The 15,759-nt window shown below is 38.0% G+C and carries 11 protein-coding genes; 3 read left to right on the plus strand and 8 right to left on the minus strand.

Annotation, left to right across the window (positions count from 1 at the left end; genetic code table 11):
- Window positions 1-50 precede the first annotated feature (50 nt).
- The 4 genes from IGI37_RS08560 to IGI37_RS08575 all read right to left on the minus strand — a co-directional run bounded on the left by IGI37_RS08560 (window position 51) and on the right by IGI37_RS08575 (window position 9,042).
- Window positions 51-5,756, minus strand: coding sequence for a Cna B-type domain-containing protein (locus tag IGI37_RS08560; protein WP_438761178.1), 5,706 nt, complete (start codon window positions 5,754-5,756; stop codon window positions 51-53).
- 384 nt (window positions 5,757-6,140) lie between these two features.
- Complete coding sequence (locus IGI37_RS08565; RefSeq protein ID WP_438761179.1) at window positions 6,141-6,329, minus strand: hypothetical protein; 189 nt, start codon at window positions 6,327-6,329, stop codon at window positions 6,141-6,143.
- 1,052 nt (window positions 6,330-7,381) lie between these two features.
- Window positions 7,382-8,005 (minus strand): DUF47 domain-containing protein, encoded by a 624-nt coding sequence (locus tag IGI37_RS08570; RefSeq protein WP_438761180.1) that lies wholly within the window; start codon window positions 8,003-8,005, stop codon window positions 7,382-7,384.
- A gap of 11 nt (window positions 8,006-8,016) precedes the next feature.
- Window positions 8,017-9,042: an inorganic phosphate transporter gene (locus tag IGI37_RS08575; protein ID WP_438761181.1), complete on the minus strand. Its 1,026-nt coding sequence runs from the start codon at window positions 9,040-9,042 to the stop codon at window positions 8,017-8,019.
- Between the two features lie 233 nt (window positions 9,043-9,275).
- On the opposite strand from IGI37_RS08575, the gene rpsT reads away from it, so the two are divergent.
- Window positions 9,276-9,530: a 30S ribosomal protein S20 gene (gene rpsT / locus IGI37_RS08580; protein ID WP_438761182.1), complete on the plus strand. Its 255-nt coding sequence runs from the start codon at window positions 9,276-9,278 to the stop codon at window positions 9,528-9,530.
- A 173-nt stretch (window positions 9,531-9,703) separates the two neighbouring features.
- Here rpsT and holA read toward each other — a convergent pair whose 3' ends face one another.
- The 4 genes from holA to IGI37_RS08600 all read right to left on the minus strand — a co-directional run bounded on the left by holA (window position 9,704) and on the right by IGI37_RS08600 (window position 14,229).
- Window positions 9,704-10,735: a DNA polymerase III subunit delta gene (gene holA / locus IGI37_RS08585; RefSeq protein WP_438761183.1), complete on the minus strand. Its 1,032-nt coding sequence runs from the start codon at window positions 10,733-10,735 to the stop codon at window positions 9,704-9,706.
- 49 nt (window positions 10,736-10,784) lie between these two features.
- Complete coding sequence (locus IGI37_RS08590) at window positions 10,785-12,881, minus strand: DNA internalization-related competence protein ComEC/Rec2 (RefSeq protein ID WP_438761184.1); 2,097 nt, start codon at window positions 12,879-12,881, stop codon at window positions 10,785-10,787.
- Between the two features lie 197 nt (window positions 12,882-13,078).
- Window positions 13,079-13,549: a ComE operon protein 2 gene (locus IGI37_RS08595; RefSeq protein ID WP_438761185.1), complete on the minus strand. Its 471-nt coding sequence runs from the start codon at window positions 13,547-13,549 to the stop codon at window positions 13,079-13,081.
- 26 nt (window positions 13,550-13,575) lie between these two features.
- Window positions 13,576-14,229 (minus strand): helix-hairpin-helix domain-containing protein, encoded by a 654-nt coding sequence (locus IGI37_RS08600; RefSeq protein WP_438761186.1) that lies wholly within the window; start codon window positions 14,227-14,229, stop codon window positions 13,576-13,578.
- 97 nt (window positions 14,230-14,326) lie between these two features.
- Between IGI37_RS08600 and IGI37_RS08605 the strand changes: the two genes are divergently transcribed.
- Entirely contained in the window at window positions 14,327-14,857 is a 531-nt protein-coding gene (locus tag IGI37_RS08605) for a sigma-70 family RNA polymerase sigma factor (protein ID WP_438761187.1), read from the plus strand.
- On the plus strand, window positions 14,854-15,663 hold the full coding sequence (locus tag IGI37_RS08610) for a hypothetical protein (RefSeq protein ID WP_438761188.1): 810 nt from the start codon (window positions 14,854-14,856) through the stop codon (window positions 15,661-15,663). Before IGI37_RS08605 ends, IGI37_RS08610 begins: the two co-directional genes overlap by 4 nt.
- Window positions 15,664-15,759 lie beyond the last annotated feature (96 nt).

Here is a 15,759-nt window from a genome sequence, read left to right on the forward strand (position 1 = left end):
GCTTGTCTTTTTGTTATAAGGAAGTTTTCCCTGCCCACTTGTGTTTTTATTTACCCTTTTTTACTTACTCTTTTTTTTAATAACACGACTAAAGCAAGAAGACTTGCACCCAAATAACTTAATAGGTAAGATTCTTTGGCACCTGCATTGGGTAATTCTTTAGCTTTTTTCTTCGGTGCTTTGGTTTTCTCCTCCGTTTTTGGTTCCTCAGGTGTTTTAGGGACATGTTTGTTGGTGACAGTGATGTTTGTGGTATCCTCGTTTGTCACACTTGACTCATACCCTTTGACTTCGCTGATTTCCTTCACAGAATAAGTCATTGCTTTGCCGTCTGTTTCTTTAGGCAAATCGGTCCACATTGCTTGCCAGTTCGTTTCTTTAGACAAGGTTACAACCTCTCCTATTGGCTGGTTGTTTGCCAATAATTGGACTTCAATGCTTTTCGCACGAAGTTTGTCTTGATCGTTGTTGTCATCCCAAACCTTGGTGACCTTGACACTAGTGGTTTCTGGTGTATAGGTATTGGTGATGTCAAAGCCGTTATATGTTGGCGTATAGTTTTCAACCGCCTCTTCGCTGATAGTATAAACAATCTTACGTCCGTCCCCATCAACTTTTTTCAGATTGTCGAAGCTATAGGTCCACTTAGTTTTTTCTGTTACTTTACGACTAGCAACGTTCACCCCGTCCGCCAACAGATTGACTGTAATCTCTGCTGGACGAGCCCCTGCTTTATTCTCGTCATCTGCCCATGTCTTTTGCCCGATAATCTGGATAAATTCCTCGTCAACTTTTGGCGTATGGTGATTCGTAATCACAACATTGACTGGGTCACTTGCATCCACAGTCGCTGTGTATCCCGTGGCAACATCGATTTCTTTTACTGTATAGTGAACAAGTTCTCCATTGATTCTTTCTGCTAAGTCTGTCCATGTATGACGCCAATTGTTGCCAGCATTCAAAGTAACGGGTGCACCTTGTTCTGCACCATCTGCATACAATTGAACCGCAATACTTGTTGGACGTAGCCCCTCTTGATTATTGGCATCAGCCCATACTTTGGTTACAGAAATACCTGTTTTCCCTGGTGTGTAGCTATTCATGATATCAAAGCCATTATACGTTGTGGTGTAGTCTGTTACAGCATCTTCGGTAATTGTATAAACAATTTCTTGACCATTCGCAAATTTATCTAAATTCGTAAATACATAGTCCCAATTGTCTGTCGCAGTCACTACTCGACTATCAACCTTCACACCATCTGCCAATAAATTAACTGTAATGCTTGTTGGACGAAGACCATCTTGGTCATTGGCATCATTCCATTGTTTACTTCCCAATACTTCGGTTTTTTCTGGCACATGAGTATTTGTAATCACTATGTTGTCTGGGTCACTATCATCGACAGTTGTTATATAATCTGTCACAGTCCCCACTTCTTGAACGGTATAAACAATCGTTTGGCCCGCTTTTTTCTCATCAAGACCTGTCCATGTATGACGCCAATTGTTGCCAGCATTCAAAGTAACGGGTGCACCTTGTTCTGCACCATCTGCATACAATTGAACTTGGATACTTGCTGGACGAAGACCGTCTTGATCATTGACATCGTCCCAAACCTTGGTTACAGAAATACCTGTTTTCCCTGGAGTATAACTATTCGTAATATCAAAGCCGTTGTAGGTTGTCGTATACCCCGCCACAGCCTCTTCACTGATTGTATAGACAATCTCTTGTCCATTCGCAAATTTTGGCAAGTTATTGAACGCATAATCCCAGCTATCTGTAGCTGTAACCACTTTGCTATCAACCTTCACACCATCCGCCAATAAGTTCACAGTAATACTTGTTGGTCGAAGTCCATCTTGATTGTTGGCATCCTCCCATGTTTTTGAACCTGCAATATCCACTTTCTCTGGCAGATGATTATTCGTAATCACCACATTCGCTGGATCACTATCGTTTACAACAGTCGTATAGCCAGTCACACTGCCTACTTCTTGAACGGTGTAAACAATCGTTTGACCTGCTTGTTTCTCATCTAAACCAGTCCATGTATGACGCCAATTGTTGCCAGCATTCAAAGTAACGGGTGCACCTTGTTCTGTACCATCTGCATACAATTGAACTTGGATACTTGCTGGACGAAGACCGTCTTGATTGTTGCCATCCTCCCAAACTTTGGTTACGGAAATGCCTGTTTTGCCTGGTGTATAGCTATTTGTAATGTCAAAATCGTTATATGTCGTCGTATAATTGGTGACTGCTTCTTCAGAAATCGTGTAGACAATTTCTTGTCCATTCGCAAATTTATCTAAATTCGTAAACGTATATGTCCAATTGTCTGTGGCTGTCACCACTTGACTAGCGACCTTCACACCATCTGCCAATAGATTCACCGTGATACTTGCTGGACGTAATCCATCTTGGTTGTTTGCGTCATTCCACGTTTTCGTTCCATTTACTTCTGTTTGTTCTGGTATATGACTATTGGTAATCACCACATTAGCTGGATCACTTGCCTCAACTGCCGTTGTATAACCAGTCACACTGCCCACTTCTTGAACCGTGTAAACAATCGTTTGGCCCGCTTTTTTCTCATCGAGACCTGTCCACGTATGACTCCAGTTATTACCAGTAGATAAGATAACTGGTGCACCTTTCGCTAGACCGTCCGCATACAATTGAACCGCAATACTTGTTGGACGTAGACCGTCTTGATTATTAGCATCATCCCAGACTTTTAGTACAGAGAGACTTGTTTGGCCTGGCGTATAACTATTCGTAATATCAAGCCCGTTATACGTCGTGGTGTAATTTGGAACAGTCTCTTCGGTAATCGTATAGACAATCTCTTGTCCATTTACGAATTTATCTAAATTCGTAAATGTATAGGCCCAATTATCTGCCGCTGTAACCGTCTTGCTGTCTACCTTCACACCATCTGCCAATAGGTTCACCGTGATACTCGCTGGACGTAATCCATCTTGGTTGTTGGCATCGGCCCATGTTTTTGAACCATGGACTTCAGTCACTTTCGGCGTGTAGCTATTGATGATATCAAAGCCGTTATAGGTAGTTGTGTAGTCCGTCACAGTTTCCTCAGAAATCGTATAAACAATCTCTTGACCATTTATGAACTTATCTAAATTCGTAAATGTATAGGCCCAGTTATCTGCTGCCGTAACCGTCTTGCTGTCTACCTTCACGCCATCTGCCAATAGGTTCACCGTGATACTTGCTGGGCGAAGCCCATCTTGGTTGTTGGCATCTTCCCACGTTTTCGAACCACTTACTTCAATTTTCTCTGGTGCATGGCTATTGGTAACCTTCACATCAGTCGGATCTGTGTCATCAACAACTGTCGTATACCCCGTCACCGTCCCAACTTCTTGAATCGTATACTGAATCGCCGTTCCCTGATTTGCTGCAGGTAGCTCTTTCCATATATGCGACCAATTGTTGCCTTCATTTAGTGTAATAGGTGAACCTTTTGCGACACCATCGGCATACAATTGAACCTGTACACTGGTTGGACGAAGTCCATCTTGGTTATTGCCATCATTCCAAACCTTGGTGACTTTCTTTTGGAGCTGTCTTGTATTGACAACATTTGCGACAAATCCTTTTGAGTCAGAAGCTTTAATTTCAAACTCATCTGTGGTTGTTGTACTGCCATCTGGTTTGGTGATTTTGATGGTCGCTCCATAATATTCACTCTCTGGATCTGTAAAATCAACTAGCTCAACCAAACGGTAAGTCCCTGGATCTAATTTTTTGTATTCCAGTAATCCAGAAGCATCCGTTGTACGAATCGCTTCGCCTCCATCGATCGGTGTGTAATCGACAAAGTTGCCTGAACCATCTTTGACCTGTAGCTTAAACTCAATTCCTGAAAGGACTTCGCCCAAATCATCTTTTTTAAGAACGCGGATACTGCCTTTTTCACCTGTTTGAACCCCCGCGTTTACATCTTCATATTTAACACCTGCTTCATTAGAGGTCGTTGAACCACTGTCCCATTCGATACTCGCCTTATTTTTATAAAGGTTCGTTCCACCTGTTACATCGACACGGAACAACAAACGAAAGGCCGGTGCTTGATAATCAATATCTTCTAAAAAGTCAAGCAATCGTTGGCGACCAGCCACGGTTAATTTGCCCTCATTGTACAGTTTATCAATTCCAGTCATTGCCACATCTTTTTTGTATTTAATTTGACTAGATGCTGACGGGATGGAGCCAAAATTAACTATGACTGTTTCTATGCTGTTTGTATCTTTATAGACCCCATAAGTTAGCTGTGGCGAACCGGCAACTCTAGTTTTAAAATCTGCTTTTGATTCGCCCGGGTTTTGTTCAAGCTTCGAGAATCCTGGATGGGTAATCGGGACTCCTGTTCCTACTTGAATTTGTCCCATGGTGAATGTGCCATCTTGATTATCAAACATCGCTTTGATACTAGAAGTTAGAGACAATGACCCCTCTGCAAACTTGGTCCCCTCTGACAGTTCGTCGATGAATAAAAAATTATTTTTGACTGGGAAATTTCCTGTTTCATAATATTCTCTCATCGATTGGAAGTTTAAATCCGCTGACCAACCCATTTGATTCAGATTGCCACCTGAAACATTCCCTGTTTTCATAGCATCTGAACCAACTGGCCATGGCTTATCAGGAATTTCAACTACAGGCGCGGGAACGATATCAACATGCATTATATCTGAATTGTTGATTACGATAGATGAATTATCTCCGACCTTATTGGCGCCTCCAATGGCTTCAACCGTCCCATTTTTTAGTAAATCTTTTGATTCAATCTTATCATTGAAAACAACCACAAAATGATTGTCTTGAATGTGCCATGTACCAATCACAATCCCCTCGGTAATCAAATCTTGAGGATTGGTGTTTTTCCAACCAAAGTTACTTGGTGATAACGGAATTTTTAACGTATCGCCTGCTTGAGCGGTTAAGTTAGGGATGGACCACTCTACTTCAAACTTCACTGCATCCCCCATCATGATTGAGCCACCTTCAGGAACAAGGGTCCATGTATCTTGTCCAATCGGTCTTTTATACACTCTCAAGCCATCGATAGAAACGGTTGAAGATAAGTCCGTTGAAAAAGGGGCAATTCCTTGTTTTGTTGCTTCTTTACCTTTTTCAGACGTCTCCTTTGTCTCTGTTTCAGACGTAGCTAATGTCTCTGAACTCGCCATCTGTTTTTCATAAAACAGTGTGCGTGTCACTTGATCTTCAAACTGAACGATTTCTTCCGTCACATTCTCTGCGTTAATCGTTCGTGCAGTGAGTTCAATAGTGCCACTATAGTCTTTTATCTGAGACGCTTTTTCGCCTAAGACTTCATCTGTAGCCTCTGTTGTTTCCTTAGTATAGCCAGAAAGTGTAAAGATCAACTGATTACTTTTAACCATGTAGGTGCCAACCTCACCAGCTAACGTTCCTGATTGATCAGGAATGACTAGGTTGGTCGGTAATTGTTTGGTGATGGTTACATTTTGACTCACCTTGTTAGCTGTTACAAGCGCCCAGTCAATCTGTAGGTTGATCTCCTCATCTTTTTTCACGGTGTTTGTTTCAGTAATTTCGTTTCCTTCATTCGTAACAAGCTTTACGTCATTAAACTGAATCCCGTTTTCGTTGTTTGTCACAGAAAAAGCAGTGACTGGGAATATATTTGCCAATATTCCTATTAAACCAATAACCGTCAGGACTTTTCTCAATCTGTCCATTTATTTTCCTCCTATCGCCATAAACGAAAGAAACGTTAGAAAGCTTCCGTACCATAGAAGAAAAAAATAAACTTCATCGCTTAATAAAATTTTTTAGAATTATTCATCACAATAATATTTAGCGACAAATAATTTTCCTGTATAGCATCTAAACACCTTCGTTTCCCTCTTAGTAACACCTTACGTAATTTGATCCCCAAAGACAGTTCTATTATGTATATAAATCTGTATCAAATCATAATCAATACATAACTATATTTATTTTAAAAGTAGCAGTATGTAACTAGATGGACAACTGTCTACATTTATATGACTTGTATGACTTGCTATTTTGCACAGTCAAAAGCATCTCAACTTACACTTCATTCAATATTTGAGGATGAATTACTTATGTACTTCAATTTCATAATAAGCTTTTTCATCATTATCTATTAGCTTAGTAATGATAATAGACTTCTTCATTTCTTTTTTTGCTCTTTTAATCATCCCAATATACTTATTAATTTTGGGCCACCTCCTTTTATAATATACCCTTTTTAAATCCCCATTGATTCTTATACTTTGTCTATCCATATTAGCACTCCATAAAATTTTAAGGACGATACAACGATCCTGACTATTAGAATTGGCACTCCCAAGAAACAAAGAAAAATAAAATAACCATTTTTCTTTTATAGACAAAAGACAAAGGATATAATTATTACCTATATAATAAGTTTTTCGACTTTTTTTGTCAAGATTTCATGAAAATCATATAACATAAAATAACGTATGCGATTTTATAGATTCTCTTGTGCTTTATCCTTCCTATCCAAATCATACAAATTTAAGGTATAGATAGGGCGACTGAAAGTTTTAGTGTCGAGGATACTATGTAGATACGGTGGGAAGAAACAAAAAACAAGTAGCAGCAGCGGCACATGGGAAATAGTCAGTTCTTCACTCTTTAAAGAGGAATCATGAATTGAGGTTGGACAGAAGTGTTTCACTCTGAGAGCCAAAGTAGGTACTGTGTAGCATAACAACCTTCAACTTCTAGTACGTGCCTTGCGTAGAAGTTGCTGAAAACGGAATGTAATCCTTCAATTCTTAAGGTATCCCGCTCTACACTTTAAACATACGAAAAGTGCTAGAAATTTTATTATGGAGATATTCTTCTAACATACTAAAAACTTTTTTTAACGTGAAAAGAGGCTGGAACAGAAGTGTTTAACTCCGAGAACCGGGTAGGTACTGTGCAACATCAACTCATGCTTCGTTGTGTTTTACGGAGTGCAGACCTTCAACTCTAGCATGTCCCATGCATAGAAGTTGTTGAGAGCAGAACAACGTCCTTCAATTCTTAAGGTGTTTCACCTTTAGAGATTGATGAGATCGGAGTCTTTTTGCGCAGTGCAGACCTTCAACTCTAGCATGTCCCATGCGTAGAAGTTGTTGAGAGCGGAACGCAGTCCATCAGTTCTAAAGGTGTTCCACCTTTAGAAATTGATGGGGCGGAGTGAAGATGGAGTTGCTTCTGTACCCACCGTTTATTCGGATAAAGAGAGGCTGGGACAACTTTATAAGTTACGTCCCAGCCTCGTTTCCTTTATCTCTATTACTTCCTTTTCAATTAACGGGTATTATTAGGTATTTTTAATAACCAATCCATCAATCAAGTCTACTACCTGCTCGCTACGATTCATCGTAAGCTCTAGCTGATCATACACGTTTTTCCATTTGATAATTTCGATTGGGTTTGTTTCGTTTTTGAACAACATTCTAAGTAATTGACTATAAAGATGATCCGCTTTAGCTTCCACATCATTTACTTCTTGAATCATTTTTTTTAACGTTTTAGAGTTTTTAAATTTAGAGAACTCTTTTGTTGCGCTAAGTACCCCTTCTGTCGCTTCTACTACTAAATGAACGAAATTATCTGTATCTGGACGCATCTCAGTAATCGCCAGGTTTCCAAATAAATAGCATAGTCCATTAATTCCATCTAAAATATCATCTAGTTTATCTGTAACCTCCACGATATCTTCTCGATCAATCGGTGTGATAAAGGCATCATATAATTCATTCATAATTTCTCGAACTAAATAATCTCCCTCTTTTTCAAGTTCATGAATTTTTTTAGCTTGCTCAATTGCATCTGCTTCCGTATAGTTTTCTACCAAATGTAATAAGTACATACTTGCTTTATGAGCATTTTTTGCAATATGTTCAAGTGCAACAAAGTAATCGTATTGTTTTTTTCTTGCCATCATTATTCCTCCTAAAATACCGCAATAAATAGTTTTGCCATAATAAATGCAATCAGTCCACATCCTGGAAATGTCATTACCCAAGCAAACAGCATCTCTTTTACAATTCGCCAATCAACACTAGATAAACGTCGAGAGGCCCCAACACCCATAATAGCGGTTGTTTTGGTATGAGTCGTTGAAACAGGAACTCCAAAAATAGAAGATAAAAACAAACAAATTGCAGCACTTACATCTGCAGAAAACCCTTGATATTTCTCTAGTTTGACCATATCCATTCCGACAGATTTAATAATCTTCATTCCACCTACAGATGTCCCAAAGCCCATTGTTAAGGAACATAATACCATTACCCAAATTGGAATAACAAAACCATTTCCCGTTTTTTCAGCTAGGTCGTTATAAAATAAGCCTAACATAAAAACCCCCATAAATTTTTGACCATCTTGTGCACCATGCAAAAAGGCATTTGCTCCCGCAGCAATCGCTTGCCCCACCGTAAAAAATTTATTTGCTTTTTTTCTAGGCGTTGATTTGAATAAAATCACGAGTAACTTCGTAATCAGGTAGCCTCCACCAAAGCCCATAATAGTTGATACAACCAGTCCGATTAAAACTTTTGACCATTCACCGCCGTTAACAGCCTCTAGTCCTCCTAAGGCCATCGCTGACCCTGTAAGTCCTGCAATCAGTGCATGTGATTCACTAGTTGGAATCCCAAAGTACCAAGCAGCTACAGACCAAACAACAATTGAGAATAAAGCTGAGGCTAATGCTACTTGAGCCGATTCACCTTCAAATCGTACAATATTTGAAATTGTTTCTGCCACTTGTGCGTTAAAAATGGTCATCACTAAAGCACCCAAAAAGTTCATTACCACAGCCATACCAATGGCAATATTCGGTCGTAAGACTCTTGTTGAGACAGCGGTAGCAATTGCATTTGGTGCATCCGTCCAGCCATTGACAAAAATTACACCCATGACAAGTGTAATTGTCACTACTAAAGCTATACTCACAAAAAAACTCCTCCCCATTCATTTTTCAATTTCATCATATCATATTTTTAATTTTTATGAATTCCTTTTCATTTTATTCTAAAAAATTATCACAAAAAAGATTCTAAAATTCATTGATTCTTATTTATTTCGTGTTAAGGGAAAAAACTTGTCATCTTTTATTGCAAACATCGCACGCTTTATGTATAATAATTACTGTTGAATTATGTACTCAAGTACATAAGAACTTAAGAATTCGGAGGTGAAATAAAATGCCAAACATTGAATCTGCAATCAAACGCGTTCGCACTAGCGAATCTGCAAATGCTAAAAATTCATCTCAAACAAGCTCTATGCGTACTGCTATCAAAAAATTTGAAGATGCAGTTGTTGCTGGTGCCGACAACGTAGATGCGTTATATAAAGAAGCTTCTAAAGCAATCGATATGGCTGAGTCAAAAGGATTAATCCATAAAAACAAAGCTAATCGCGACAAATCACGTTTAAGCAAAAAAATCGCTAAATAATAAAGGAATCGGCTACTGTTAGCCGATTTTTTTATACTCTTTTTTCAAACAGAAGGTGGAATCGCGCGTAACGCTTCATCCACCTCCTTACATATTATTCTAATAGATTGTTACTTAAACCTCGTCAACCTAATGACCGTTTGTTCTCTAACTCAATTTCCTTTTATACGCACTTAACGTTTCATATAATTAGCTGTTTTAAGAACAAATAATTGGAATAAAAGCTCCTTATCCATTTTCCCACTTTTAATCTGATAATCCATCTCTACTAATTCATCAAATAAGTTCACGACTGTTTTCTCATCAAACGAACGAACCTGTTGCATCGCCAACTTCACTCGATACGGATGGATGCTTAATGTTTCTGCAATATTGGCTTGTTGATACCCAATCTTCATTAAAATTTTTGATTGTAACAATAAGCGTAGCTGGCTAAGCAAAATTGCATTTATCTTTATCGTTTCTTCCCCTTGCAAATGCAAGTCATCATAAAGGCGTAACGCCAAGTCTGCCTGTCCTTTCAATACATAATTTGTCATATCAAAAATATTGTGCTCCAAACTCTTAGGCACTAAAGAACTGACCGTCTCAACAGTAACAACCGTTTCACTCCCCGAAAATAATAAGATTTTTTCAAGCTCCCTCATCATTTTCGAAAGTTCCATATCTGTTAAACGTAAAAATAATTCAAAAGCCTCTTTATCCATCCGAACGCTAGCTTGTTCCACCTGCTGTTGGATATACCTTCTAGTTTCTTGCTCTGATAAAGGTTTTACTTCAATCAGTTCCGCCGTTTTTTTCAATTGTTTTGTGACTTTTTTTCGTTCATCTAATTTTTCGTAATTAGCAAAAAAGACTAACACTGTTGATTCCACTGGATTTTTTAAGTAGTCCACTAATAAGTCCGTATTCTGTTCGATTGAACTTGTTTTCTTTTCAGCAGTTAAAAAATAAGGTGTCTCCACAAAAATTAAGCGATAGTCACCAAAAAAAGGAACAGTCTCAGCTTCCCCTATCACGTCCTCTAAAGAAGTGGTTTCCATATCAAAGTTCATAAAATTCAGATCATCATCTGCTTCAACTTTAAATTTATCCAAAAAAGCTTGGCGTATCTGCTTTTGTAAGTAATCTTCCGTTCCTAACACTAAATAAACAGGCTTAAATTCCTGCTGTTTGAGGGTTTGTAAAGCGGTTTGCACGTTCATTCTTTTACCTCACTTTCCTCATAATCCTATCATGTGTGTATCAGAAAATCTAGTCTTGCTTTATTAAGTAATTAAAATCTTCCTTTTTAGCATTTGCCCACCATTGATAATAAATCATCCCTTGTAAATCAGTCCTAAAAATAGTTGATTTAGCCTCTTCTAAGATGTTTAAAACTTCATCATTAGGATGCCCAAAACGATTGTTTTTACCACAAGAAATCACACTCACTTTTGGTTGAATTTGTTGAATAAAGGCTTCACCTGAAGAATTTTTACTTCCATGATGCCCAACTTTCAGCACATCTACTTTAAGATTAGGATAACTTGTTAATAAATCCTGTTCTCCTGTTTTCCCTAAGTCACCTGTAAACAAAAAACGATGTTGATTCTGCACCAAACCTAAAACAAGCGAATTTTCATTCCCGCCATCTGTTGCTACTTCTGGTGATAGCACCGAAAAGTGAAATGCCCCATCAATACTCTGTCCGCGTTTTAATTCTGTAATCTTAGTCCCAGCCTTTTTGAAAATCTGAACACCTTGTTGTATCTTCGGTTTTATTTGAATTCCGATTGGAATAACAAGCTCTTTCACTTTAAAATTTTGAGCAACCACTAGCCATTCACCCATATGATCCTCATCCCCGTGAGTCAAAATTAGCTTATCGATAGCCGAAACACCCTGACTCTTTAAAAAAGGGATTAGCTGATAGTCAGAGGGGTTCTTTTGTCGCCGCTCTTGCCAAGCTTCTTTTTTAAAGGCCAGTTTACCACCAGTATCTAACAAAATTATTTCTTTATGAAAAGGTGCTTGAAAATAGATACTATCCCCCTGTCCAACATCAATAAAGGCAATTATCCCTTGAGGATTACAAAATTTGGCAACAACTGGCGTTAAAAATAGAATAAAACATAAGGTACACAATAGCCTTCTTTTTCGGCAAAAAAAATACCAGGTAGATAACCCACAAATCAATAACGGTACAATTTGCCACAACTGAAGCTTACCACTACGAATGGTCTCGTTTCCCACAAGCTGAATGAGTCCTTCAAGCAAATTCAAACTTTTCTCAAACAGTATCAATGGAAAGTGAAATAAAGGTTGAACAAAACTTGCAAAAAAACAAAAGACCATCCCTGGCAAAATATACCACTGAAAAACTGGACTCAAAAAATACGTCAAAAAACCAGATAAAATTGGAATTTCATAGAATGTGCCTAAGACAATCGGTAAACTTAAGAGCCCTATTCCCATTGAAGAAAGGATTTTTTTGAGTGCAAGTGACGAGCTGGGTAAATCCTCCATAATCGTCATAATTAAGGTTACACCCATTGTCAGCTGCCCTGCTGTTTGAAAAAATAAATAAGGTTGGAATACTAATAAAAACAAACAAGTTAGGCTCCAGCAATCCAAATTAGATTGTCTGCTATTTTGTTTTTTTAGAAAAAATTTTAAGTTGTACGTCCCAACTGCCCGCAATACACTTAAACCAAATCCAGAGATGACCAATAAGAGAAAACTCGCGAGAAACAAGACAAAAAAACTTTGACCTGAAATTAAGCCAGCCCGTCGCAATAAAAAATACAGGCAGCCTAAATAAACTTGAACATGCATCCCCGACAGACTAAACAAATGAAGCAAACCACTTGCAGAAAATATTGCTTGGATTTCTTGAAATTGTTCGTCTTTGTAATTAAACAACAGGGCATTTACATAACTTGCTACTTTCTCCGTTAAGCCACTCTTTACTTGTCGAATCCCACCCGCTCGAAAATAATGAAACCAATCATTTATGCTTCGTTTTATTGTTTTTTTCTGATACGTAACAAGCTGTAGATTTCCAAAAACTCCCGTAATTTGATAAAACCGACGTTCATCAAATCCATTCAAATTCCTTTGTGGCTCCCCTTCAGTCAATTCGCCGGATATTTGTAGTCCCGTATATTCTTTACCATGTTCAACCCATTCTTTCTTTTCTTGAGCTGATTTTAGGAAGTAACTAACTTTTAGCTTCTGATTCTCACACATCGCCTCAAAACTGACTAAATCGCCAGCAACCTTTACTGTATCTGGATACAGTTTAATCAGATAATTGACTGTACCGTAATCTAGTTTGACTTGGTTATTTACTCGTTGAATCGCTATCACACATGAAAAAAAGCCACAAAAGAGACACACTATAACAAGTTTTACGTCTCTTTTACAGCTTAAAATGAGAATAACAAAAATACTAAATATGCGTACTCTAACACTCGTGGTTAATACAAAAACACCTGAAAAACTAGCGACTCCCGCTGGAAAAATCCAACAGTTCTGCAAAGAAAGCCCATACTCTTTACAAGCTTTCAAAGCAAAGCTTCTCCTAATTGAAGCTTAGAGAAATATTTTTCGTCTAATTTTACTTGATGAACACTAGCACCTACTTGTTCAATCAAGCTAATCGCATACTCATTATTATGATAATCGTGAAGATAATGGATTGTTTTGACTCCTGCTTGCAAAATGGCTTTTGTACAAGCAAGGCATGGAAAATGTGTAACATAAATCTCTGAACCATCTGTTGGAATGCCAAATTTTGCACATTGTAATAATGCATTCATCTCAGCGTGTATCGTTCGTAAACAATGTCCATCTACAATATAACAATCTTCATCTACACAATGGACATCGCCAGATACTGAGCCATTATAGCCTCCAGCAATAATTCGTTTATCTCTGACTAAGGTTGCGCCCACCTCTAATCTCGTACAAGTGCTCCGCAACGATAATAACACAGCTTGCGCCATGAAATATTGGTCCCAAGGAATTCTCTCCATCTCAGCTCTCCTTTTCCTAACGTTTACTATATTGTAATCGAGTTTTTTAATTTTTCAACTGTCTTTTCACCAATTCCTGAAATTTTTGTTAAATCATTGATTGTTTTAAAGCTGCCATTTTCTTCACGATACTTAATAATTTCTTCTGCTTTCTTTGCGCCAATTCCAGATAACTCTTGTAACTGTGCAGCGTCGGCTGTATTTAAGTTAACTTTTTCAGAGCCTTTTTTCACACCACTTTCAGAGGAATTCTCTGCCTGTTTCTTCTCGTCTTCACTTGCTGTCTCTTTTGCAAGCTTCTCTCCTTTCTTTGGGACATAGATTAATTCTTGGTCTGTGACTTTTTCAGATAGATTCATTTGTCGGTCATCTGCTTCCTTTGAAAAACCACCTGCTAACTGAATTACATCCTGTAATCTATCCCCTTCCGAAATTTCATACATCCCTGGCGATTGCACCGCACCTTTCACATCCACATATAGGGAGCCTTCTGCGATTATTTCTGTTGATGAAGTGGTTGAGGTTGTCTCTTGACTGAATAACTCGCCCACCACCTTCTCTGAGTTTGCTGCCGCTTGTTGACGTAGCAGAACCAAACAGCACACCACACTGACAAGCACAAGGCTGACAATCCCCCAAAAGACCAATAAACGATAGTTCTTAATCCATTCTTTTTTCATTTTTTTACTCCTCTAAAAAGAGATACGCAAAAAATTGAGTTTCGTGTCAGAAATTTTCCCCTTTCATCGTATAATATAATAAAAGGATGGTGAGAAGATGACTGATGAAATGATTATTCATTTACTTAAAAAAAAAGATTATGTAGGGTTGGAAAATTTAATTGATGTGTACGGGTACGCCATCGTTATGACCATTCGAGCAATTTTGACTACTACAACTGAGCGAAGCTATTCAAAAGATGTTGAAAATGAGGTTTTTTATAAGGTATGGCAAAATGTTCATCGTTTCGATGCGACAAAGAGTTCTCTAAAAACATGGCTTTTGACAATTACTAAACGATGCAGTATCGATAAAAAAAGAGAAATTATTCGCGCCAATCGGATGGAGCCAGTAGAACACCTGCCTGAAAAATCAAAGATACTTAATCCTCTTGAGAAAGAACATTTTTTAGATTTGGTCTCTTCTTTGAACCTGGAAGATCAACTCATCTTTTTAAATTATTACTACTATCAAGAATCTCCGGATGAAATCGCTAAAAAATTTGGGCTGACAAAAGAGACAATTTATGCGCGTCTCTCTCGCGGAAGGAAAAAAATCAAACAAGCTTTAGGGGGCGAAACAGCATGAGCACACATTTTAAGAATATTTTTTATCATTTGGATGAACAATTGTCTGCCTCTTCTGAAGACTTATCTGAAAGCGCAAAAAAGAAACTGTTTGGTCAAGTCAAGTTTTATATTTTTATCCAAGACTTACTAAAAAGGGTCGAACCCTTACTGAACAACGGCGAGGAAATTAAAGGCTATCTCCCCTTTTCACCAGGACCTAACTCTTCCATTGCAAATGTAGGGATGATGGGCATGGCTTACGCAAAAACAGAAGAAGCTAGAAACTATGTAAAAGCCTTTAATGATGTTCGTGGCAATCGGTTGATGATTTTTACAGAAGAGCGGATGATTTTTATGACTATCGTCGAATTTTTAGAAGATCAAACCTACTTCAGTTATCCTTATGAAAGTATTGACTCTATCCGTTTAAAACAGCATACTGCTAGTTATTTTGACTGGGAGAAAAGGTTTTCGCCAAAACGAGTAAAAATCCATTGGTACACATTTGATTTCCAAGCAGGAAACAATATTTTTACCGAAACACTTGATGAAAAAGATACCGAGCTATTAAAAGAAAAAATGAACTCAATTGAACAGTTAAAATCAATTATGATTACAGATAATGTCAAACGCAAATCAACCTTTGATTTTTTATTCAGTAACGTTAATTTACAATTAAAGGTGCTAATTGCCTTAATCATTCTGGCAGCTGTAGCGATTTTAATTGGTAGTTTTATCATTCCTTTATTTACAAATACTGCTTTTAATTTACCAACAGTTGGTCGACAACTATACCAAGCCTCCCAACTCTCTTTACTCACGTAAATAAAAATCGGCAACACCTACTGTTTTGTGGCACTAAGCAGTAGGTGTTGCCGTTTTTATACTTCTATTTTATTTGCAGAGTCTCAAATCTTACCT

Origin of the sequence: Enterococcus sp. AZ194 (assembly GCF_051713825.1) — a bacterium.
Classification (GTDB): domain Bacteria; phylum Bacillota; class Bacilli; order Lactobacillales; family Enterococcaceae; genus Enterococcus_K.